Annotated in this window: 26 protein-coding genes and 1 pseudogene; 19 read left to right on the top strand and 8 right to left on the bottom strand. The window is 70.6% G+C overall.

Annotated features, from left to right (window positions below; translation table 11 throughout):
* The first annotated feature begins 128 nt into the window (after positions 1–128).
* The gene (locus G4X40_RS11720; protein WP_277832674.1) at positions 129–284 is read left to right on the top strand and encodes a hypothetical protein; all 156 of its coding nucleotides are present in this window, start codon (positions 129–131) and stop codon (positions 282–284) included.
* A gap of 54 nt (positions 285–338) precedes the next feature.
* Entirely contained in the window at positions 339–3,449 is a 3,111-nt protein-coding gene (locus tag G4X40_RS11715) for an FAD-binding and (Fe-S)-binding domain-containing protein (protein ID WP_277832673.1), read from the top strand.
* On the opposite strand, the gene G4X40_RS11710 is transcribed toward G4X40_RS11715, so the two are convergent.
* Positions 3,426–4,472, bottom strand: coding sequence for an SDR family oxidoreductase (locus G4X40_RS11710; protein ID WP_277832671.1), 1,047 nt, complete (start codon positions 4,470–4,472; stop codon positions 3,426–3,428). The two genes, G4X40_RS11715 and G4X40_RS11710, sit on opposite strands and share 24 nt — an antisense overlap.
* Positions 4,473–4,788: 316 nt before the next feature.
* On the opposite strand from G4X40_RS11710, the pseudogene G4X40_RS11705 reads away from it, so the two are divergent.
* Positions 4,789–4,941 (top strand): annotated as a pseudogene (locus G4X40_RS11705) (DUF6328 family protein); the annotation flags it as partial.
* A gap of 112 nt (positions 4,942–5,053) precedes the next feature.
* Here G4X40_RS11705 and G4X40_RS11700 read toward each other — a convergent pair.
* Positions 5,054–5,437, bottom strand: coding sequence for an STAS domain-containing protein (locus G4X40_RS11700; RefSeq protein WP_277832669.1), 384 nt, complete (start codon positions 5,435–5,437; stop codon positions 5,054–5,056).
* 111 nt (positions 5,438–5,548) lie between these two features.
* On the opposite strand from G4X40_RS11700, the gene G4X40_RS11695 reads away from it, so the two are divergent.
* The 3 genes from G4X40_RS11695 (at position 5,549) to G4X40_RS11685 (ending at position 6,588) form a co-directional block, all read left to right on the top strand.
* The gene (locus G4X40_RS11695) at positions 5,549–5,704 is read left to right on the top strand and encodes a DUF6131 family protein (protein ID WP_277832667.1); all 156 of its coding nucleotides are present in this window, start codon (positions 5,549–5,551) and stop codon (positions 5,702–5,704) included.
* 24 nt (positions 5,705–5,728) lie between these two features.
* Entirely contained in the window at positions 5,729–6,124 is a 396-nt protein-coding gene (locus tag G4X40_RS11690; protein ID WP_408642182.1) for a hypothetical protein, read from the top strand.
* A gap of 65 nt (positions 6,125–6,189) precedes the next feature.
* Positions 6,190–6,588, top strand: coding sequence for an ATP-binding protein (locus G4X40_RS11685; protein WP_277832666.1), 399 nt, complete (start codon positions 6,190–6,192; stop codon positions 6,586–6,588).
* Between the two features lie 59 nt (positions 6,589–6,647).
* On the opposite strand, the gene G4X40_RS11680 is transcribed toward G4X40_RS11685, so the two are convergent.
* On the bottom strand, positions 6,648–7,307 hold the full coding sequence (locus G4X40_RS11680) for an SDR family NAD(P)-dependent oxidoreductase (RefSeq protein WP_277832663.1): 660 nt from the start codon (positions 7,305–7,307) through the stop codon (positions 6,648–6,650).
* Here G4X40_RS11680 and G4X40_RS11675 point away from each other — a divergent pair.
* From G4X40_RS11675 to G4X40_RS11665, 3 genes are all read left to right on the top strand, one after another.
* Positions 7,248–7,625, top strand: a complete 378-nt coding sequence (locus G4X40_RS11675; protein WP_277832662.1) for a hypothetical protein — start codon at positions 7,248–7,250, stop codon at positions 7,623–7,625. The genes G4X40_RS11680 and G4X40_RS11675 overlap by 60 nt on opposite strands.
* Positions 7,626–7,855: 230 nt before the next feature.
* Complete coding sequence (locus G4X40_RS11670; RefSeq protein WP_277832661.1) at positions 7,856–8,380, top strand: DUF4142 domain-containing protein; 525 nt, start codon at positions 7,856–7,858, stop codon at positions 8,378–8,380.
* Between the two features lie 101 nt (positions 8,381–8,481).
* Positions 8,482–9,504: an alpha/beta hydrolase gene (locus G4X40_RS11665; protein ID WP_277832660.1), complete on the top strand. Its 1,023-nt coding sequence runs from the start codon at positions 8,482–8,484 to the stop codon at positions 9,502–9,504.
* 91 nt (positions 9,505–9,595) lie between these two features.
* On the opposite strand, the gene G4X40_RS11660 is transcribed toward G4X40_RS11665, so the two are convergent.
* Positions 9,596–10,504, bottom strand: a complete 909-nt coding sequence (locus tag G4X40_RS11660; RefSeq protein ID WP_277832659.1) for a LysR family transcriptional regulator — start codon at positions 10,502–10,504, stop codon at positions 9,596–9,598.
* A gap of 118 nt (positions 10,505–10,622) precedes the next feature.
* Here G4X40_RS11660 and G4X40_RS11655 point away from each other — a divergent pair, with 118 nt between their 5' ends.
* The 7 genes from G4X40_RS11655 (at position 10,623) to G4X40_RS11625 (ending at position 16,806) form a co-directional block, all read left to right on the top strand.
* Positions 10,623–11,075 (top strand): tautomerase family protein, encoded by a 453-nt coding sequence (locus G4X40_RS11655; RefSeq protein WP_277832657.1) that lies wholly within the window; start codon positions 10,623–10,625, stop codon positions 11,073–11,075.
* A 57-nt stretch (positions 11,076–11,132) separates the two neighbouring features.
* Entirely contained in the window at positions 11,133–12,059 is a 927-nt protein-coding gene (locus tag G4X40_RS11650; RefSeq protein ID WP_277832656.1) for an STAS domain-containing protein, read from the top strand.
* 27 nt (positions 12,060–12,086) lie between these two features.
* Positions 12,087–12,470: an STAS domain-containing protein gene (locus G4X40_RS11645; protein WP_277832655.1), complete on the top strand. Its 384-nt coding sequence runs from the start codon at positions 12,087–12,089 to the stop codon at positions 12,468–12,470.
* Complete coding sequence (locus G4X40_RS11640; protein ID WP_277832653.1) at positions 12,460–12,870, top strand: ATP-binding protein; 411 nt, start codon at positions 12,460–12,462, stop codon at positions 12,868–12,870. Before G4X40_RS11645 ends, G4X40_RS11640 begins: the two co-directional genes overlap by 11 nt.
* On the top strand, positions 12,863–13,492 hold the full coding sequence (locus G4X40_RS11635) for a SpoIIE family protein phosphatase (protein WP_277832651.1): 630 nt from the start codon (positions 12,863–12,865) through the stop codon (positions 13,490–13,492). Before G4X40_RS11640 ends, G4X40_RS11635 begins: the two co-directional genes overlap by 8 nt.
* Positions 13,489–15,729 (top strand): SpoIIE family protein phosphatase, encoded by a 2,241-nt coding sequence (locus G4X40_RS11630; RefSeq protein WP_277832650.1) that lies wholly within the window; start codon positions 13,489–13,491, stop codon positions 15,727–15,729. The genes G4X40_RS11635 and G4X40_RS11630 overlap by 4 nt, the downstream gene beginning before the upstream one ends.
* Before the next feature lie 162 nt (positions 15,730–15,891).
* Positions 15,892–16,806 (top strand): alpha/beta hydrolase, encoded by a 915-nt coding sequence (locus G4X40_RS11625; protein ID WP_277832648.1) that lies wholly within the window; start codon positions 15,892–15,894, stop codon positions 16,804–16,806.
* Positions 16,807–16,880: 74 nt separating this feature from the next.
* On the opposite strand, the gene G4X40_RS11620 is transcribed toward G4X40_RS11625, so the two are convergent.
* The 3 genes from G4X40_RS11620 to G4X40_RS11610 all read right to left on the bottom strand — a co-directional run bounded on the left by G4X40_RS11620 (position 16,881) and on the right by G4X40_RS11610 (position 18,395).
* Positions 16,881–17,351, bottom strand: coding sequence for a CinA family protein (locus G4X40_RS11620; RefSeq protein WP_277832647.1), 471 nt, complete (start codon positions 17,349–17,351; stop codon positions 16,881–16,883).
* A 12-nt stretch (positions 17,352–17,363) separates the two neighbouring features.
* The gene (locus G4X40_RS11615; protein ID WP_277832645.1) at positions 17,364–17,933 is read right to left on the bottom strand and encodes a flavin reductase family protein; all 570 of its coding nucleotides are present in this window, start codon (positions 17,931–17,933) and stop codon (positions 17,364–17,366) included.
* Positions 17,934–18,071: 138 nt separating this feature from the next.
* On the bottom strand, positions 18,072–18,395 hold the full coding sequence (locus G4X40_RS11610) for an ANTAR domain-containing protein (RefSeq protein ID WP_277832644.1): 324 nt from the start codon (positions 18,393–18,395) through the stop codon (positions 18,072–18,074).
* Between the two features lie 135 nt (positions 18,396–18,530).
* On the opposite strand from G4X40_RS11610, the gene G4X40_RS11605 reads away from it, so the two are divergent.
* Entirely contained in the window at positions 18,531–18,755 is a 225-nt protein-coding gene (locus G4X40_RS11605; protein ID WP_277832643.1) for a hypothetical protein, read from the top strand.
* Positions 18,756–18,807: 52 nt separating this feature from the next.
* Positions 18,808–19,122, top strand: a complete 315-nt coding sequence (locus G4X40_RS11600; protein WP_277832642.1) for a hypothetical protein — start codon at positions 18,808–18,810, stop codon at positions 19,120–19,122.
* A gap of 29 nt (positions 19,123–19,151) precedes the next feature.
* Here the strand turns inward: G4X40_RS11600 and G4X40_RS11595 are convergent, their stop codons facing one another.
* Positions 19,152–19,331, bottom strand: coding sequence for a hypothetical protein (locus tag G4X40_RS11595; protein WP_277832641.1), 180 nt, complete (start codon positions 19,329–19,331; stop codon positions 19,152–19,154).
* A 235-nt stretch (positions 19,332–19,566) separates the two neighbouring features.
* Between G4X40_RS11595 and G4X40_RS11590 the strand changes: the two genes are divergently transcribed.
* Complete coding sequence (locus tag G4X40_RS11590; RefSeq protein WP_277832640.1) at positions 19,567–20,100, top strand: DUF1360 domain-containing protein; 534 nt, start codon at positions 19,567–19,569, stop codon at positions 20,098–20,100.
* The last annotated feature ends 24 nt before the right edge of the window (positions 20,101–20,124 follow it).

Below are 20,124 nucleotides of genomic sequence, written 5' to 3'. Positions count from 1 at the left end.
GATGCCCCTGTCTGCGATGACCAGACCCAGTCCGGACAGGGGCGTCGCGCCGCGGTCGGGCCGGGGCGGCAACAGTCGGTGCGCTGCACTCTGGTTTGACGCTCACGTGGCAGGGGTACCCGAAGGTCATGATCATCGTCATCATCGTGATCGTCCTGGTCATCCTGGCGATCGTCGCCGTCTTCGGATACACGCAGATCGGCAAGTGGCGCCGGTCCCGTTGGCCTGCAGAGGAAGAGACGGGGCAGCGCACGGGCCGTGACCCTGCCGACCGCTCCGACTGACCCGGGTACGGACACGACACCGGCCGGACGTGCGGAGGCGCGAAGGAGTGCACGATGCCAGACACCCGGTTCGCCGCGGGCAGGGCGGCGGTCGAGACCGTCAACGTCACCGGGCTCCTGGACCAGTTGCGGCGGTACGTGCGCGGTGAGGTGCGCTTCGACGACGCCGCCAAGGCCATGTACGCGAACGACGCCTCGAACTTCCGCCAGGTGCCCATCGGCGTGGTGGTGCCCAAGACGATCGACGACGTCGTCGAGACCGTCCGCGCCTGCCACGCGTACCGGGCGCCGGTGCTGTGTCGCGGCGGCGGGACCAGCCTGTCCGGCGAGACCGTCAACGTGGCCGTCGTCATCGACTTCTCCAAGTATCTCGACGAGATCACCGCCATCGACCCGCAGCGCCGGCTCGCGACCGTCCAGACCGGGGTGATCAACGAACAACTCAACAAGGCGACCGGCGTCCATGACCTCGTCTTCGGCCCGGACCCCTCCTCGCACTCGCGGTGCACCCTCGGCGGCAACCTCGGCAACAACTCCTGCGGGGTGCACTCCATCCAGGCCCACCTCTACGGCCCCGGCCCGCGCACCTCCGACAACACCCATGCGCTGGAGGTGCTCACCTACGACGGCGCGCGCTTCTGGGTGGGCAACGGCGAGGAGGACGACCTGCCGTCGATCATCGCGGCGGGCGGACGCAAGGGGGAGATCTACGCGCAACTGCGCGATCTGCGCGACGAGTACGCCGACGACATCCGCGCCGGCTTCCCCGACGTCGACACGCTGCCGCGCCGGGTGTCCGGATACAACCTCGACGAGCTGCTGCCGGAACGGGGATTCAACGTCGCCCGCGCGCTGGTGGGAACGGAGAGCACGTGCGCGGTGGTGCTCAACGCCACCGTCATGCTGACCCCGGCGATGAAACACTGCACCCTCGTGGTGGTGCAGTTCGACTCGATCGGCGAGGCCGGCGACGCGGCTCCGGCGATCATGCGGTGGCGCCCGATCGGGCTCGAGGTCGTCGACCACCTACTCGTACACGACCAGGAGCTGACCGGATCCAATGCGGCCGGGCGCGCCGCGCTGCCCCGGCCCGACTCGCACGGAGCCTGGCTGATGGTGCAGTTCGGTGCCGACCGGCCCGACGAGTCGTACACCCGGGCACAGGAATTCGTGGACTGGCTGCGAACCGAGTGCGGCTACGCAGCGGACCGGACGGTGATCGCCCGCAGCGTCCAGGACGGCGGCAACAGTGACGAGCTGTGGTCGATCCGTGAGGCCGGGCTCGGCTCGACGGCCTTCCCCGTCGACAGCGGCGACCACTGGCCCGGCTGGGAGGACTCCGCGGTGCCGCCCGATCGGGTCGGCGACTACGTGCGCGACCTGCAACGGCTCTACACCGACCACGGACTGCACGGCGCCATGTACGGGCACCTGGGCGAGGGGTGCATCCACTCGCGGATCGATTTCGATCTGCGTCACCACGACGGTCTGGTGAACTACCGCGGATTCCTCGAGGCGGCGGGCGATCTCGTCGCCTCTTACGGCGGCTCGATGTCCGGCGAGCACGGCGACGGCCAACAGCGAGCCGAACTGCTGGGAAAGCAGTACGGCCCGCGCCTCATCGAGGCCATGCGCAGGTTCAAGACCATCTGGGATCCCGACTGGAAGATGAACCCCGGCAAGGTAATCGACCCGTACCGCTTCGACGAGAACCTCAAACTGGGCGTCGACTACAACCCGGCGCGCCCGGCGGTGAAGTTCGCCTATGCGGAGGACCACGGCGACTTTGCGCACGCTGCGTTGCGCTGCGTCGGCGTCGGCAAATGCCGGGTGCCCGATGCGCAGACCACCATGTGCCCGAGCTACCAGGTGACCAGGGAGGAGAAGCACTCCACCCGCGGCCGGGCCAGGCTGCTGTTCGAGATGCTGCGCGGCGAGGTCATCACCGACGGATGGCAGTCGCGGGAGGTCGCCGACGCGCTCGATCTGTGCCTGTCGTGCAAGGGCTGCACCAACGACTGCCCCGTGAACGTCGACATGCCCACCTACAAGGCCGAGTTCCTCCACCATCACTACCGGTCGTGGCGTCGTTGGCGCTCCCGCAGCGCCTACGCGTTCGGCTTCATCGACCAGGCAGCGCGGGTCGCGTCGGCGATGCCGGAACTGGTCAACGCGGTGCTGCAGACGCCGACGACGGCGTTGGCGGCCAAGTTCGCCGGGGGCATCGACCGGCATCGGCCGCTGCCTGCCTTCGCGCCGATGACGGTGCAGCAGTGGTTCGCACGCCGCCGGGTCGTCAACCCCGGCGGGCCGCCGGTGGTGGTCTTCCCGGACACCTTCACCAACCATCTGCACACCGAGGTCGGTGTCGCGTGCATCGAGGCGATCGAGGCCGCCGGGTGGCGAGTGGTGATGCCGAGCGGGCACGTCTGCTGCGGTCGGCCGCTCTACGACTACGGCTTCCTCTCGGCGGCCGAGCGTTACCTGCACCACGTGCTCGACGCGTTGCGCGAGGACATCCGTGCCGGCACGCCGATCGTCGGACTCGAACCGAGTTGCCTGGCAGTCTTCAAGGACGAGCTGGGTAAGCTCCTGCCGCACGACGACGACGCGGAACGCCTGGCCCGCAACAGCTTCCATCTCGGCGAGTTCTTGACCGTGCACGACATCGAGGTGCCGAAGGTCCGCGGCGGAGGGCACGCGCTGCTGTGGGGGCACTGCCACCAGCGCGCCACCGGGGGTGTCGACGGCGACCAGCAGGTGCTCGAACGGATGGGCATGGACGTCGATCCGGTCTCGGGCGGATGCTGCGGCCTCGCCGGTTCGTGGGGCTTCGAGTCCGGCAGGTACGCGCTCTCGCTCGAGTGCGGTGAGCAGGCGCTGTTTCCCGCCGTGCGGGACGCGGACGCGGACACCTTGGTGGTCAGCAACGGCTTCTCCTGCCGCACCCAGATGGCGCATGCGGGTGTGGCGCAGGCGCTGCACCTCGGCCAGGTGCTGGCGATGGCCCGGGCCGGTGCACGCGGCGGGCACGACCCCGGCGACGCCGACGGCCGACCCGCCCCGGGATGGCCAGTGCGGACGGCGCGGACCGCCGGCCCGGTCGCGGCGGCAGCCGCGGCTGCCGCGGCCCTGACCTGGTCAGTGCTGCGGCAGCCGCGCTGAACCCGCCACCGCGGCAGCCGCGACGGCCCCGGCCGCGCCGGCGGTGCCGGTGAGCAGGCGGCGGTGACGGCTCAACCACATCTGTGCGCTGTGGCCGTGCGCCTGGTCGTCGAAGATCCCGTGCGCGCCGTGGTCGCCGCCGGCCGCCCCGTCGACCGGGCGCCACAGGTTCGCCGGACGTCCCGAGCCGACCGGCTGGTCGGTCTGCTGCGACTTGTATCCGCTGCGGGCGAGGTAGCGGTCCAGCAACGCCGGCGCGACACGCTGACCGAGGATGGTGGCGACGGTGCTCGCGCCCACCCAGTACTGCTTGCGACGCGGATGGTCGAGCGCATACAGGACGGCGCGGGCGGCGACCTCCGGCTGATAGATGGGCGGCACCGGTTGCGGGTGATGCGGCAGACGTGAGAGCACCCAGGAGAACTGGGGCGTGTTCAACGCCGGCATCTGCACCACGGTCACGTGCACGTTGCTGCGCTCGTGCAGCAGCTCGGTGCGCAGCGACTCGGTGAATCCGTTGATCGCATGCTTGGCGCCGCAGTACGCGGACTGCAGCGGGATGGCGCGCTCGCCGAGCGCCGACCCGACCTGCACGATCACCCCCTGCCCGCGCGGGCGCATGCGCTCAAGTGCCGCCATGGTGCCGTGCACGAAACCGAGGTAGCAGACATCGGTGACGCGGCGGTACTCCTGCGGTTCGATCTCGTGGAACGGCGCGAACACCGAGGTGAACGCGACGTTGATCCAGGCGTCGATCGGACCGAAGTGCTGCTCGATCCGCGTGGCGGCCTCCTCGACCGCGGTGGGATCCGCGACATCCGTGGGGATCGCCAGCGCCTCGCCTCCGGCGCTGCGGATCTCGTCGGCGGCCGCGTCCAGCCCGGCCTCGCCGCGCGCGAGCAGACCGACACGTGCTCCTCGCTCACCGAGCATCCGTGCGGTCGCGCGCCCGACGCCGGCGCTGGCCCCCGTGACCACCACGACCATGGGCCGGCCTGCCTGCGCTCGTCGATGCCTGATCATCGTTGCACTTCCTCACTGCCTCGAGAGTCCGTCCGCAGGCGTTCCGGCGCCGCGCACGCTTGCGTTCGAAGGTTCCCGGCGCGGCGGCGCGGCAAACGCCGATGATCGCGTTAGTGCAGGGCCCGCGCCGGGTATGCCGTCGGTAAGAATCGATCAAAGGCGGCGATGATGTGGTTCGACCAGTGGCTCGGCTCGGCGGCGTGCCCGGAGAGTGCGGCGTGGTTGGCGGCGCACACCGAGGCCGAACCCGCGCCCGACGCGGCGGGCCCGAGGGGTGGTGACGGTGCGGAACACGGCGGGCGACCGGACGAGCCGCGTGGACGCCGTTCCCGGCGCAGAGACACCCGACCGCCACGAGACGCCGACCGAACGTCTCGACCGTAACTGGTCGGCGCTGCTGCAGGAGTTGCGCGTCACCCAGACCGGAGTGCAACTGCTCACCGGCTTCCTGCTGACGTTGCCGTTCCAGGGGGCCGTCGGCGCGGTCGTGGCCGCGGCGCTGGCCGCAGCGGTGTTCGTCGGGCTGTGGGTGCTGCTCCCGTTGCTGCTGCGCGGCGTGCGCGACGGCGCGAACCCGTCCGTCAGCTCTGCAACGCTGATTCCAGGCTCGGATACACGTGCAGTTCGTCGCTGAGACCGGTCAGCTCGATCGGACGCGCGGTCGCCGGGCCGTCCGCGACCACGGCGAACGCGATCTCGGTGCCCGCCGCGTGGCGGCAGGCCGTGAGCATGGCCAGACCCGCCGACGCCAGGAAGGTGACAGCACTCAGGTCGATGACGATGCGTCGTGGGCGGTCCGCGAGCACCGCTTCGATGTCGCGTTGCAACCCGGGGGCCGCCACGATGTCGATCTCGCCGGACAGGGCGACCACGCGTGCCTCGCCGTCTGCTGTGACATAAGCGCCCGGGCCGGCCTCGGTCGGAGAGTCGGCGCCGTCTTGGTCACGCATCCCGGAAGTTGTCACGCCATCGATTGTGGCCCCACCGGGCGGGAACCGCCACACGGTTAGGCAGATGCGGCGGCGGGTAGTCCCGGTGCAACACGTAAGAAGTGGTCGCCGAACTGGGAGAAGAACATGATCACCCTGGGAATCATTCTGTTGATCATCGGATTCCTGATCAAGATTCCGGTGCTGTGGACGATCGGGATCATCATCGCGGTCATCGGAGGGATCCTGCTGTTGCTGGGTGCCCTGGGACACGCGGTCGGAGGCAGGACCCACTACTACTGATCCGGCAAAGACGGAGGTGACCGCATGTCCGGCGACGAATATGCACACGGCCCTACCGAGGGCGGAGACTACGAGCAGGTGATGGGCGCCGAACCCGCCGAGGGCCTCGACGAGGACACCCTCGCACTCGACCCCATGGAGGAAGGTCTCGAACCGCCCGAGCGGTGGGCGGCCGCCGACAAGTTCGGCGTCACCGCTGGTGAGCAACGCCGCGGTGAGACGCTGGATCAGCGGCTCGCGCAGGAGGAGCCCGACACCGTCGAGGAACGGGTCGGCGACGGCGTCGAACAGCCCGAGGATGCACGGGCGCGGGAGTACGCGGAGCAACTCGGCACGTCGGCCGACATGTCCGGAGGCTCGGTGGCGGAGTCGTTGCGCGAGCCCGACGGGGCCGAGCCGGCGCCGAAGGACGCGTTCTGATGACGTCGACCGGTCGGGACGGGCGCGAAAGGTAGGCTGAACGGCAAAGGGAGCGAGGAGGATCCATGTCGGCGGCCGATCGCACCGACGATCCCCGGTCACGGGTGGAGTTGCGGTTGGCTGCGGCCCCGGATCGGCTCCCCGTCGTCCGTGCCGCGGCAGAAGCGTTCGCATTGCTCGCGGGATTCGACATCGATGCTGTCGCCGACCTGAAACTGGCTGTGGACGAAGCGTGTTCGGAACTGGCGACTCGTGCGGCCGCCGGTACCGAGCTGACGTGCGTCTTCTCCTGCGAAAGCGGCGGCATGGGGGTGACGGTCTCCGCCGTCGTTTCCGCCCACGCCGGCGAGGCCCCCTTGGACAGCGGGTTCGGCTGGCACGTCCTGCGCACGCTGACCGACGAGGCGCGTGTTGGTCGTGAGGACGCCGGCGTCATGGTCATCGAGTTCGTCAAGCGACGGTAGACGATTCACCTTGTCGGGATGCGGGCACCTCGGTTTCCGCGATGCCCGGTTTGGGACTGTCACCACGGGACGACGGCGCCGTCCCAGGAGCAGAAGCTGCCACTCGGCCCGTCGTCGGGTAGCAGCGCCAGGTGCACGGCTGCCGCGGCGGCTTCGGCAGGGTCGCCGCCGTGGGTGGCGGCCGGGGTCAGGTTGGTGGCGCGCAGGCCGGGAGCGAGCGCGTTGACCTTGACTCCGTCGCCGGCCAACGCGTCCGCGTAGAAGACGGTCAGCGCGTTCAGCGCGGCCTTGGAGGAGCGGTACGCCGCGCCGTTGCCCCAGTTGTGGTGGTCGAACTGGGGATTGGGGAAGGTGCTCCACGTCAGTGACCCGGTGCCGCTGGAGACGTTCACGATCCGGGGGTGGGCCGACCGCCGCAGCAGGGGCAGGAAGGCGTTGGTGACCGCGACGACCCCGAAGACGTTCGTCTCGTAGGTGCGGCAGAACATGGCGACATCGGACTCCGTGGCCGGCGCGCCGCCCGGGTTGATGCCCACGTTGTTGACGAGCACGTCGAGTGCGGGGAGGTTCGCGGCGGCGGCGACGACGATGGTGAGTCCGGCGGCCAGCAATACACCGTCCTTGCCGACGAGCTCGAGCGTCTCGCCGCGGCCGTGCGGTTGCGCGGTGCCGGACTCGAGGACATCGGGGAGTTCGCCGGCGCGACCTTCGACTACCACGCGGCGCACCCGCAACTCGCCCGTCTGCTGCAGTGGGAGGGGCTCGGACAGGCGCCGACCGCGGACGAGCGGGCGCGAACAGACCATTATCGGGCGAAGGTGGAGAGCTTCGCCGCCGCGCAACGTAACGGGCTACTCGCCGGCGGGATCGACGCGGCGCACCTGGTGTTCGCACTCATCGCCCTCGCCGCCTGGTGGCAGACGGTCCCGCAGCTCGCGCAGATGATCACCGGTGCGCCGGCGGATGATGCCGCCGAACGGGAACGACGACGGGCGTTCGTCGTCGAGGCGGCCCGGCGGCTTGCCGCACCGCGCTGACCGCCGCAGGGTCGGTCATTCGGCGGTTCTGTGCGACCGGCGGAACCGGACGTGGATCTCTTGGGACTTCTTGCTCCGCTGTGCCGTCGCCTGCCGGGTGTAGGTCTTCCGATCCGCGTGGGCCAACTCCGCGGCGGCGTCGAAGGACGTCCCGGAAGGCCGGGGGTCTGATTCGTCGGCGAACGGGGAATCAGGGGATGAACACAGTCCACGGCGGAGGAGGGAATGCCATGCGTTTGAACCGAATGCTCACGGTGTCCGCGCTCGTGGCGGTGATGTTCGGCCCGGGGATGAGCGCGCCGGCCGGTGCGCGGGCGGCCGTGGTGAACCAACAGGATCGGGTGTTCCTGGTGGCCTCGCACCAGGGCGACATGGCCGAGATCCTGTCCGGGGCCGACGCCGCGGCGGCGGGTATGTGCCCGCAGGTACGACAGCTCGGCAGCATGCTCGTGGCCGACCACACCCGGCTCTACCAGCAGGGTGCGGCGGTGGCCGACGACCAAGCGGTGCTGCTGCCGCCGGTGCCGGACCCCGAGCAGACCGGGTTGGTGACCGAAACCGCACGGCGCCAGGGCGCGGACTTCGATCGGACGTGGCTGCGCATGCAGGAAGACTTCCATCTGCAGACGCTGCAGGCCGGCGCCCAGGAGGCCGCGGCGGGCAGTTCACCGCGGGTGACCGCACTCGCCCGCGCAACCGCCCCGGTCATCGACCACCACCTGACGCTGGTCCGGCAAGCGATGTCCCGGTGCTGAGTTCCTGTTGGGCGCGACCCGGCATCGCCGGTTTGGCGGGCTCGATGGAGGGTATTGACCCATAGTGTCGCGGCCAGTCGTAGCACGGAAGGAGACGGAAGGTGGCTCCGAAGGCAGTGGCCGCCGGTGTCGTGTTCGCCGGCCGGGCGGCTCTGTGCGTAGCTGCTGCGTTCGCGCTCGGGCCGGTCCCCGCCGCCGCGGCGCCGGCGCCGCCGCAATCCGGCGGTTGGTCGACGATGCGGGTGTATTCGGCCGCGATGGGCAGGCCGGTCGAACTGCAGGTGCTGCGGGCCGCGGATCCGGCCGTCCCCGCTCCGGTCCTGTACCTGCTCAACGGCGCCGACGGCGGGGTGGTCGGCGACGCGTCGACCTGGCAGAACAGCACCGACATCACGTCGTTCTTCGCCGGACGCCAGGTCAACGTCGTCACCGTGGTCGGCGGCGCGTACAGCTATTACACCGACTGGCTCCGCCCCGATCCGGTGCTCGGCGTCAACGAATGGTCCACCTTCTTGACCCGCGAGCTTCCGCCGGTGATGAACTCGGCTCTGGGTGCGAGCGGCCGCAATGCGATCGCCGGCCTGTCGATGTCGGCGACGTCGGTGCTGTCACTGGCCGAGCATTCCCACACCCTCGGTCCCGGCGCTGGGCCCCTGTACCAGGCTGTGGGTGCCTACTCCGGCTGTGCACAGACCTCGACGGCGCCCGGCGTGGACTATGTCCGGATGGTCGTACGCGGCAGGGGCGGCGGCGATGTGCAGAACATGTGGGGACCGATCGGCGGACCCGACTGGATCGCCCACGACCCGGCCCGCAATGCCGAGAACCTGCGCGGCACTGCGCTTTATGTCGCGTCCGGCTCCGGACTTCCCGGCCCGCACGACACCCTCGCGGATCCCGACGTCCACGGAAGCCCGGGAGCATTGGCGAACCAGGTCGGCGGCGGCGTCCTGGAGGCGGCGGTCGATCAATGCAATCATGCTCTCGCACAAGAACTCCGGGATATCCACATCCCCGCCACGTTCGACTTCACTCCGACGGGAACCCACTCGTGGGGCTACTGGCAGGACGACCTGCACAAGTCGTGGCCGATGATCGCCGCCGCCACCGGCACCGGCCGGTGACAACTGCTGCTCGGTCGCGCAGCAGCCCCGAACGTGTGGGAAGCGGCCGCGTGGATTGTCCGGCCGCGGATCCTGTCCCGGGCGAGCCCGGCTATTCGGCCAGTTCGGCTGCCTGCCGGCGTAATTCGTGAACCACGGCATCCGCCGACGCCGTCGCCGGTCCGGGCAGGCGCACCACGCTGATGCGCCGCCGCTCCTCCGGCACGCCGTCGACGGCGACGAGTCGTACGCCGGGAGGGAGCGCCGACCGCAGCGTCGAGGGGACGGTGGTGATGCCGGCCCCCGCGGCGACCAGGCTCAGTTTGGTCATCCAGTCGCGGGTCGCGTGCCGGATGCGGGGCCGACCGGCCAATCCCGGCCAGATGCCGAGCACCGGCTCGTCGATCCCGGCCGGGCTGCCGATCCATGTCTGCCCTGCGAGTTGATCGACGGTGACGCCCGGACTGCCGGCGAGCCGGCTGGTCTCCGGCACCGCCAGCGCCAGTCGGTCTTCCAGGAGCGGCTCGACCTGCAGCGGTGGGTCGTCGGTGTCCGGTGCGCGGTGCGGTGGCCGGGAAGACACAAGGGCGAGGTCGAGGGCACCGGTACGCAATGCCCGCAGCAGTGACGGGGTGGACGCCTCCCTGGTGGTGATGCGCAGGTGCGGGTGTTCACGACGCACGGCCGCGAGGGAGCGGGCGACGAGCACAGCGCCGGCAGAGGGGAAGAACCCGAGCCGCACGCGGCCGACATCGTCTGTCGTGCCGCGCAGTTCCCGCTCGGCGCTCGCGAGTGCGTCGAGAGCGACGAGGCCGTGGCGCAGCAGGGTGTGCCCGGCGGAGGTCGGCCGCACCCCGCCAGAGTGACGGTCGAACAGCCGGGACCCGGCGGCCTGCTCGAGTGCGGCGACCTGCCGGGAGACCGCCGACTGCGTGTAGCCCAGTGCATCTGCCGCGGCGGTGAAGGAGCCGCGCTCGGCCACCTCACGCAGCACCCGTAACCCCGTGAGCGTGAACTCCATGAGAATTCATCATATCGGGTATGCGATACATTCGCTGTACGCATGGCGTCGGGACTTCTAGCGTCGATGGCGTGAACGACGAAACCGCCACGGCCGCTTGCCAGGAAGGGAACGAACCATGCCGTTGATCAACGTCTACCTCCGCCGGGGTACCACCCCCGAGTACCGCCGTCTCGTCTCCGAGGCCCTGCACAGGTCCATGGTCGATGTCCTGGGGATTCCGCAGGACGACCAGTTCCATGTCTTCCACGAGGTCCCGCCCGAGGATCTCGTCGTCCAACCGGTCGCCTTCGGCCTGCGGCGCGGTGAGCGCACCATGTTCATCCAGCTCTCGTTCAACGAGCGGCCTCCGGAGCACAAGCACGCGCTGTTCCGGGCGATCGTGGCCAACCTGCACCTGTATGCCGACGTGCCCGAGGAGGACATCATGATGGTGGTGTTCGAAACCGCCCGCGAGAACTGGTGGGCCGCCGGTCGGGTCATCGACCCCGTGACCGGCTACGACGAGCGGATGACCGGGTCCGCTGCCGACGCGGATCGCTGTGCGACCGATGGAGTCACGCTAGGCTGACCGGGAGCCAGTTCCGAAACGGTGGGTCCGCCCACCTGCGCGGGAAGCGGGTGCACGATGATCGAACCGGCAGGTGAGCGGGCCCCGGCGGCGGTCGACGCCCCCGTGGGAGCGGGACGGACGGCGCGGCCGCCCGACGAGTCCCTGCTCCCGCAGATCGTCGATCACCTGCGGCGCAACCGCACGGCGCTGCGGGAGGAATGGTCGCGCCGCATCACCGATGCACAACTGCTCACCGCCATGAGCCCGGAGGAGCTGTTCTCGGAGGCGACGTCGGTCTACGACAACTATGTCGAGGTGCTCGAGACCGGCAGCGTGGAAGCCCTCCAGGACTACGCGCGGGACCTGTCCGAGCGGATCATCCCGCGCGGGGTGCAGACCGACGAGGTGCTCGGCATCGTGCTGCTGCTGCGGGACGTGCTGGCGCGCTCGCTCTTCGAGAAGTATCAGCAGGATTTCGACCGGCTCAACATCGTGCTCGACGTCTACGAGCCGGCGGCCAATCGCATCGCGAACACCGTGGGTGTGAGCTTCGTCGAGGAGCGCGAACGGATCATCCGGCAGCAGCAGGAGGCGATCCGCGAGCTGTCGACGCCGGTACTGCAGGTGCGCGAGCAGCTGCTGATCCTGCCGATCATCGGTGTCCTGGACGGGCAGCGGGCCCGGCAGCTGACCGAGCAGCTGCTGCTGGGCATTCGGGCCAACCGCGCGAAGGTCGTCGTCATCGACGTCACCGGCGTGCCCGCGATCGACTCGACCGTCGCGAACTACCTGGTCCAGACGGTCGACGCCTCGCGGCTGATGGGCGCGAACGTCATCATCACCGGTTTGTCCGCGGAGATCGCGCTGACCCTGGTCACCATCGGGCTGGACCTGTCGAAGATGAACGCCGTCGGTGACCTGCAGGGCGGCATCGAAGAGGCCGAACGGATGCTCGGCTACGTGGTCAGCCGGGACGGCGGCTCGCTGCCGGAAGCCCACTGAAGCACCCGACCGTGAGAGGTTCCGATCGTGCCGGTGCCGATCCTGAAGCAGGGCCCGTACCTGTTCGCGACCGTGCAGGACGCGTTCACCGACCGAGACGCCCGCCGTCTCCAGACCGACCTGATGGCACAGGTCGGTCGCTACCGATCACACGGGATCGTGCTGGACGTCACCGCGCTCGACGTGATGGATTCCTTTGCGGCACGGACCATTCAGACCATCGCACATTCCACCCGGCTGCTCGGGGCGGACACCGTCGTGGTCGGGTTGCAACCGGTGGTGGCGCTCGCGATGGTGCAGCTGGGCCTGACCCTGACGAACCTGAGGACGTCGCTGGACCTCGACCAGGGCCTCGCCCTGCTCGACGGGCTGCGGAACCGACGGCCGGGCGGGCACCGCGATGGCCGGTGAGCGCACGGTCGAGGTCCGCGACGTCGACGACATCGTCACCGCGCGCCGCGCAGGTCACGCGCTGGCGGTCGAACTGGGGTTCTCGCTCACGGACGTGACGATGGTGGCGACGGCCATCTCGGAGATCGCCCGCAACATCACGACCTACGCGTCGAGCGGTGGCATCCACTTCACCGTCGAGGACTGCGAGGGACGCAAGGCGTTGATGATCGAGGCGCGGGACGACGGGCCGGGGATCGCCGACGTCGACCTCGCGATGGAGGACGGGTACTCGACCGGCGGCGGACTGGGGCTGGGCCTGCCCGGGGCGCGCCGGCTGATGGACCGATTCGAGGTTCGATCCGCACCGGAAACGGGAACGCTGGTGCGCATGTGGAAGTGGATCCCCTCCGATGCATGACTCCGGGCGTTTCGGCGACATCGAGTGGGCGGTGGTCACCGAACCGCTCGCCGGGCAGCCGGTGTCCGGCGACCACTGGGTGGTGCGTGATGTCGGCGACGGGGCTGTGCTCGCCGCCGTCGCGGACGGGCTGGGCCACGGACCCGAGGCGGCGGGCGCGGCCCGGCTCGTCGACGACGTGCTGTCGCAATACCACGGCGAACAGCCCGACCGGCTGTTGCGACGGTGCCACCGCGCGTTGTCCGGCAGCCGCGGCGCCGCGGTGTCCGTGGGCCGGCTCCAACCCGACGAGCGCTGCGTCGTCTGCGCCGGGGTCGGAAACGTCTGCGCCGGCGTGATCGGCACGCGACCGGAGGGTGTCGGGTGGCTGGCGAATCCACCCGCCGACGCGGGGATCGTGGGCGCCCGCATGCCCGGCGGCGTCCGCGTCAACCCGCTGGTGATGCGCGTCGGCGATCTGTTCGTGCTGGCGACCGACGGGGTGGCGACCGCGCTGCCCGAGCATGTCCGCCTGGGCCTGCCGATCGACGAGATCGCGCGTGCGCTGTTCGACGGGGCGGCGCGCACCGATCGGGACGACGCGCTGGTGCTGGTCTGCCGGATCCGGGGGGCCTCGCGGTGAACGATCACGGCCTCGACTTCCGGAGCGCGTACGCACAGGCGCTCACCGAGTATCTCGACACCCCAGGCGAACAGACCCTCGCGACGGGGTTCGACCTCGGCAGGCAGGCATTGGCGGACGGGATCGGCGTCCTCGAGGTGGTCGAGGAACATTTCCGCCTGCTCGAGAGTCACCACGCGGAGGCCGGCCGGTCCGCAGGTGGCGCCGAGCCGGTGCACCTGGAATTCCTCATGCAGACCCTGGCCCCGTTGGATGTCGCCTCGCGCGGCTTCCTGCCCGGGGCGCGCGGATTGCGGCGGCAACGGGCCCGCGCAGACGAGTTGGCAGCCACCGACCGGTTCCGGCGCGCGCTGGTCGGCGCCCTGCAGGAGGGCTTCTTCGTCGCCGACAGCGACCGTTGCATCATCGAGGTGAACGCTGCGTTCGGCGAGCTCACCGGATACGGCGCCGACGGATTGCCGTACCACTGGCCGCATCCGTGGCTGGGTGATGAGGCCGCGACTTCGGAGATGACCGCGCACCTGCGCGCCGACCGCCGGCAGTCGACGATGCCGATACGACATCGCGACGGCCGTGCCCTGTGGATGGCGGTGAACACCAACTCGATCGGTGTCTTCGCCGGGCACGAGGGCACGGTGGTCGGCACGATGCGGGACGTCACCGCCGATCGGGCGGCACGGGCGCGGGAGCAGTTGAGCGCGCGGTTGTCCGACGAGCTGAGCGCGGCCACCACGATTGCCGATGTGCTGTCGTCGGGACTGCGGGAAGGACGGGCCGCGCTGGGCGCGTCGGCGGCGGTGGCGGCATGGTGGACAGGCGGCGAGGAGCAACCGGCGACCGCGCAGGCGGACCCGGAGTCGCCGTCGTGCTGGGCCGAGCTGGCGGCGCCGGTGCGGACGGTACTCGAACAGGTCCGGCGCAGGCCCACCCTGACGGTGACGACGGTGCCGGCGGACGGGCATCCCGGCTACGTGGCCGGACTCGCCGCGCCGGTCGGCATCGGCGGTGACTGTGCGGTGTACTTCGCGTTCACCGAGGAACGACGGTCGCAGGCCGACGACCGGGCGTTGATGGTGCTGCTGCTCGGTCACCTGTCGATCGCGATGCAGCGGGCCCGCAGTTTCGACGACGTCAGACGCACCTCGCTGACCCTGCAACGCGCCATGCTCGGCGAGCTGGACCCGTCGCCGTGGTTCGCCGTGCGGTACGAGCCCACGGTGCCCCCGCTGGAGATCGGCGGCGACTGGTACGACGTCCTACCGCTGTTGTCGGACCGATTCGGCATCGTCGTCGGCGACTGCGTGGGGCGGGGCCTGGCGGCCGCGGCGGTGATGGGGCAGCTGCGGGCGTCGTGCCGGGCGCTGCTCGCCCGCGGGGTCAGTCCCGGCCAGGTGATCGACGATCTCGACCTGGTTGCGGCGCATGTTCCCGGGGCGGCGTGCTCGACCGTGTTCGTGGCCGTTCTCGATGCCCGGACCGCGACGGTCCAGTACAGCTCGGCGGGGCACGTCCCGCCGATGGTGATCGGGCCGGAATCTCCGGTTCGGCTCCTCGACGCCGCGGCATCGGTGCCGCTGGCCACTTTCGACCGCTCGCCGCGACCGCAGGCGACCGCCGTACTGGCGCCCGGCGCCACCCTGCTCATGTACACCGATGGCCTGGTGGAACGGCGCACCGAGGACATCGACACCGGCATCAACGCCGTGATGCAGGCGCTGGCGAGCCGGGACCGCGACTCCCCGGGCGTGGTGGCCGACTCCGTCCTGGAATCCCGTCGCCCGGCGGTCGGCTACGACGACGACGTCGCGCTCCTGGTCTACCGGCAGCCGCCGGACCCGCTGGCCGTCGACTGTCCGGCGACCGCGGACCGGCTCGCCGGCGTGCGTCAGGAGACGGCTCGCTGGCTCGGGCTCGCCGCGGTGCCGCCCGCCGTCGCCGCCGACTTCGTGTTCGCGATCAACGAGGCGTGCACCAACGCCGTGGAACACGCCTATCGCGATCGACCTCCCGGGCCGATGTCGGTCCGCCTGCGCGCGGACGGCGACGCCGTCGACGCGGAGATCTGCGACACCGGGCGCTGGCAGCCGATCCGGCCGTCGACCACCCGGGGCCGCGGGTTGGCGTTGATGCGGGCGCTGTGTCAGCGGGTGGAGGTGAGCACCGACGGCCGAGGTACCACAGTCCGGTTGACGTTGAGGCGTCCGGCTCCCCGCTTTCGCGGGCCGGTTGGCGGCTGATCTGGAACGCCCTTCGCGTCACGGCGTTCGTTTCGCGGGCCGGTCGTGCGGGTACCCGGTCCCATGAAGCGTTCAGCGGCCGCCACGGGCCGAGCCGACGTCATCGGTGTCCGTCACGGGCGTCCGAGTGTCCGCTCAGGGCTGCTCAATCTCGGTGTACGGATGACGGTCAAGCCGCTGATCCGGGCATGGGCGATGGTGCCGCAATGGGATTGGCCGACCGGCCTGCTCGACATGTTGGCGGGGTCGCTGCCGCACCCGGCGTCGGCGATGATCGATCCGGTCGACCTGGGTTCCTGTGCGGCCGAGTGGATCCGCGCGGAGGCCGTCGACACCGACCGTGCGGTGCTGTATCTGCACGGCGGGGCGTTCATGGCTTGCGGACTGAACACCCACCGATCGGTGGCGCTGCGGATGTCGGCCGCCGTGTCCGGGGCTGTGCTCAACGTGGACTACCGGATGCTGCCCAAACACGCGATCGCCTGTGCGGTCGAGGACGCTCTCGCGGGCTACCGGTGGCTGCTCGGCATCGGCTACAAGGGGCCCGACATCGTGATCGCGGGTGATTCCGCGGGCGGATACCTCGCATTCGAGGCGGTGCTCGCGCTGCGCGCGGCCGGTTTGCCGGCACCCGCCTGCCTGGTGACGTTCTCGCCGCTCACCGATGTGGGGGACATGGCGCGAAAGCAGCGCGGCCCCAAGGCCCGTGAGTGCCCGCTGCTGCCGGTGGAGGCGCTCGACGCGTTCACGCGCTACATCGAGCGGGCGCATCGGCGCCTGTGCGTGGACGGCAGCCCGGGCCCGCTCGCGAACCCGGTCGAGGAGGACCTCTCAGGTATGCCACCGGTGATGATCCAGGCTGGCAGCGACGAGATGCTGATCGGGGACGCCGAGTTGATGGCATGCCGCCTGCGCCGGGCCGACATACGCTGCGACCTGCACGTCTGGGACGGTCAGATGCACGCGTTCCCCGCGGTAACCGGGGCGATACCCGAAAGCCTGCGGGCGATGGACCTGGTCGGCGACTTCGTCGCCGACGTCACGAACAGCCGCCGACAGCCGGTGCGTGCCTCGTGAGCGGTGCGGGGCCGCAACGCAACTCGCGTGCGCGACGGGGCCGGCGCAGGCGCTGTGTCAGCGTAGGCGCCGGGTCAACGCAGGCACTGGGCCAACATCTCGAGCGCGCGCACGGTGGTCCGTGCGACGACGGCCTCGGGGCCGCCGGAGAAGTGCTGAGGTTCGGTCGTCACGGTGCCCCGATCGAATAACCCGAACCAGACGGTGCCCGGGTCGTGGCCGTCCTGCGGATCGGGGCCTCCGGATCCCGTCACGGCGACGAGCAGGTCGGCACCGAGCAGTCGGGCGGCACCGGTGGCCATCGCCCGCGCGCTGTCCTGCGAGACGACCGGGCCCACCGGCACGCCGAGCAATCCGTACTTGACCTCCCGCGAGTAGGCGACGATGCCGCCGCGGTACCACTGGGACGCGGAGGGCGCGGCGGCGAGCAGGCACGAGATCCGCCCGCCGGTGAGCGACTCGGCCGTGCCCACGGTCACTTCTTCCCGCTGGGCCGCCGCCGAGACCTCCGCGGCCAACTCGGATGCAGTATCGGGGGCACCCATGCGGCACCCAGCTCACGCGTCGTGACCGGCGGACAGTCCCTCGACGTCCGACGCACTCAACGAGGCTGTGGCCCCGTCGACCCCGGCCCCGTCGACCCCGGCCCCGTCGACGCTGCCGCGGAGGAAGCCCAGCAGGAATCCGACGTGATCGCCCAGCGGCCACTGTTGCAGCACGCGGCCGACGAACCAGGACGGCACCGCGTCGAGGACCGGCACCCCGTCGACGCGCGACCACGAACAGTGGTCGAACTTGTCCATCTCGTCGCCGGTGTGCTCGCCGAACAAGCGTGCCAGGTCGAGTTGGCCACGACCGAGTGTGTGCACGGCGATCCGGTCGGCCGCGCAGGCCACCCGAAAGGTGGCATTGGCCGGCGAGATCGCGACGAGGTAGCGCAGCGGGTCCATGCTCACCTGTGCGGAGAACTCGACGAGGCAGCCGGCAGCAGCGTCGCCGGTGGCGGTCGTCACCACGACCATCGGTGGGTCCATCCGTGAGAGCGCTTCGGCTGCACCGAGTTCGGTGGCCGCAGGCGGGAGGGCGGGTCGGTTCGGCGTCTGCTCTTGCCGGGTGGTGGTGAGCATCGAGACGGCTCCTTCGTTCCGGGACGCGCTCCGCATCCCCGGTCCGGCTACCCGGTTCGGCGGTGGATCTAACCTGCCGGCGGCGACTCGGAGGTCACGGCGTTGGACGCTCCCGGGTCCTCGCGTGGCGCCTGCCGCTCAACCGGGGGAGGACGTCCCACGGCCGGATGCGAGTCCGCCGAGGACATCGCCCCACTCGCGGCGCACGGCGCGGCGGCCGGCCGCGTTCTCGGCGCACTCCGACCCGGTGGCCGCATCGATCAGCGCGCGCGCCACCGTCAACACCGCGATCCGGTTGCGTTTGGCGACCTCCACGAGCTTCGCGAACGCCTGATCCGGGTCGCATCCGGTGGCGGCGACCACGATCCCCTTGGCCATGTCGAGGGTCGCACGGGTTCGGCGGGATTCCGGTGCGACCGCGTGCGCGGCGCGCCCTCGCACCTGGGCGGGCAGATTCGTCATGCCGACACACCTCCTGCCCCGGCTGTACCCGCGCGACGGCGGTGCCCAAACCCCGCTCCCGGTTTCGCGGCGAGGGTTCGGTGGTACCGCTCCGTGGTACCGCAGTGCGCAAGCAAACCCCCAGGGAGGGCAGCCATGGCGGAAACATCCGGGCCGACCGACAATCGCAACGACGAACCGATCGCGCAGCAGGCGCAGGTCGGCGACCGGATCGCTCCCACCGACGCGGTGAACCCGTCCGCCGAGCCCGGTTCGTGCTGGGCGGTGGTACGGCTGCTGCCGCAGGGCGCGGTGCTCGCCGAGCGGGACGGCGAGGTCCGCGAGTTTGCCTCCGCCTCGTTCATCGTGGTCGACCCGTAATCGTGCTGTGCTGCGGCTGCCACGGGCGCCGCAGCGGTCAGTGATCCGGTGGGTGGCCGCGTTCAACTGCGCGGGCGAGGGCCGGCAATCCCTCCTCGTCGGCGAAGTGCAACAGCGGCTCGAAGCCGCCGGCCTGGAGACAGGCGTCTGTCCGGACGACACAGGCGCAGGCGAGGAAGCCCAACACCCTCGGGCCGGGCAGGCGGGCAGGCCGGTCGGCCGAGTGCGCTCCGGTTGCGCGCTCCGGTTGCGCCTCGAGCAGTTCCTCTGCGTCGTCCAGGTGACCTGCGGCCCAACAGGAGTCGTCATCGTAGAAGGCGACATGGCGCGTGCCGGCACCGCGGACTCCGGTGGTGCGGGCGGCTGATCCGAGGTTGCGGCCCAGCGCGACCACCCTCACCGCGGGCGCGAAGTCCGTGCCGCCGCGACGGTGTCGTCGACCGAGCCGTTGTCCACGACGACGACCGGGGTGTCCGGCGCCCCCAGCAACTCGCCGAGCGTGCGCCGGCGCGCCGGGTGTTTTGCGAGCACACGCGCCGGGCATGCCCACGCCACGAATGCCGTGCCCGTCCCCACCGTCCGCTCGCCGCTGGCCGGCGACCCGCACTCACGCGTTGCGGCGCATTCGTCCGGGGCCGTCGGCCGCGTCCGACAGGTCCGCCGGGATCGCCGACGCGCGGGGCCTGCACAGCGCCACCGATCCGGACGTGCCGGCCAAACCGCGGGCCCCAGCGGCCGGACCGCGTGGCGATTGCCGGTTCGAGGTGCGGGTACCCGGCGGTTGCCCGTATCGACTGGACCGAGGAGCGAGATGAACCACAGCAAGGATGTGATCGAGCAGGTGACCGCCCGCGCCGAGGCGGAGGCCGACCGCTATCGCGGCGACGAGGTCAGACCGCTCGGCGGTTACGTCGTGATCATCGGCGTGTATTCGGCGCTGGTGGCCGTCGCGGCGACGATGGCCGCGCTGACCGGGCGTCGGCTGCCCGAACGGTGGTCGGTGCAGGACCTGGTGACGGTGGCGCTCGGCACACACAAGTTGTCGCGGACGATCTCTAAGGACGCGGTCACCAGTCCGCTGCGCGCGCCGTTCACCGAGTACGAGGGCACGTCCGCGCCGTCGGAGGTGCGCGAGGAGGTCCGTGCGACCGGCGGGCTCCGGCACAGCCTGGGCGAACTGCTCTCGTGCCCGTTCTGCCTGGACATGTGGGTGGCGACCGCGTTCACGTTCGGGATGGTCTTCGCCCCCCGGCCCACCCGTCTGGTTGCCGGCACCTTCTCGGTGCTCGCCGGGGCGGATTTCCTACAGTTCGCCTACGCCGGCGCCCAGCAGTCGCCGAGCTGACACCCCGGCCCGGACGCGCCGGAC

It is taken from the genome of Speluncibacter jeojiensis (assembly GCF_029589495.1).
GTDB classification, from domain to species: domain Bacteria; phylum Actinomycetota; class Actinomycetes; order Mycobacteriales; family Mycobacteriaceae; genus Speluncibacter; species Speluncibacter jeojiensis.
This window is presented reverse-complemented; position numbering and strand designations above follow the sequence as displayed.

Bases quoted from the DNA above. Each gene is read 5' to 3' on its own strand.
- G4X40_RS11615 (WP_277832645.1), bottom strand. From the start codon at position 17,933: ATGCTCACCACCACCCGGCAAGAGCAGACGCCGAACCGACCCGCCCTC.
- G4X40_RS11655 (WP_277832657.1), top strand. From the start codon at position 10,623: ATGCCGTTGATCAACGTCTACCTCCGCCGGGGTACCACCCCCGAGTAC.
- G4X40_RS11695 (WP_277832667.1), top strand. From the start codon at position 5,549: ATGATCACCCTGGGAATCATTCTGTTGATCATCGGATTCCTGATCAAG.
- G4X40_RS11670 (WP_277832661.1), top strand. From the start codon at position 7,856: ATGCGTTTGAACCGAATGCTCACGGTGTCCGCGCTCGTGGCGGTGATG.
- G4X40_RS11660 (WP_277832659.1), bottom strand. From the start codon at position 10,504: ATGGAGTTCACGCTCACGGGGTTACGGGTGCTGCGTGAGGTGGCCGAG.
- G4X40_RS11715 (WP_277832673.1), top strand. From the start codon at position 339: ATGCCAGACACCCGGTTCGCCGCGGGCAGGGCGGCGGTCGAGACCGTC.
- G4X40_RS11620 (WP_277832647.1), bottom strand. From the start codon at position 17,351: ATGGGTGCCCCCGATACTGCATCCGAGTTGGCCGCGGAGGTCTCGGCG.
- G4X40_RS11685 (WP_277832666.1), top strand. From the start codon at position 6,190: ATGTCGGCGGCCGATCGCACCGACGATCCCCGGTCACGGGTGGAGTTG.
- G4X40_RS11650 (WP_277832656.1), top strand. From the start codon at position 11,133: ATGATCGAACCGGCAGGTGAGCGGGCCCCGGCGGCGGTCGACGCCCCC.
- G4X40_RS11710 (WP_277832671.1), bottom strand. From the start codon at position 4,472: ATGATCAGGCATCGACGAGCGCAGGCAGGCCGGCCCATGGTCGTGGTG.
- G4X40_RS11690 (WP_408642182.1), top strand. From the start codon at position 5,729: ATGTCCGGCGACGAATATGCACACGGCCCTACCGAGGGCGGAGACTAC.
- G4X40_RS11720 (WP_277832674.1), top strand. From the start codon at position 129: ATGATCATCGTCATCATCGTGATCGTCCTGGTCATCCTGGCGATCGTC.
- G4X40_RS11610 (WP_277832644.1), bottom strand. From the start codon at position 18,395: ATGACGAATCTGCCCGCCCAGGTGCGAGGGCGCGCCGCGCACGCGGTC.
- G4X40_RS11605 (WP_277832643.1), top strand. From the start codon at position 18,531: ATGGCGGAAACATCCGGGCCGACCGACAATCGCAACGACGAACCGATC.
- G4X40_RS11635 (WP_277832651.1), top strand. From the start codon at position 12,863: ATGCATGACTCCGGGCGTTTCGGCGACATCGAGTGGGCGGTGGTCACC.
- G4X40_RS11625 (WP_277832648.1), top strand. From the start codon at position 15,892: ATGACGGTCAAGCCGCTGATCCGGGCATGGGCGATGGTGCCGCAATGG.
- G4X40_RS11590 (WP_277832640.1), top strand. From the start codon at position 19,567: ATGAACCACAGCAAGGATGTGATCGAGCAGGTGACCGCCCGCGCCGAG.
- G4X40_RS11640 (WP_277832653.1), top strand. From the start codon at position 12,460: ATGGCCGGTGAGCGCACGGTCGAGGTCCGCGACGTCGACGACATCGTC.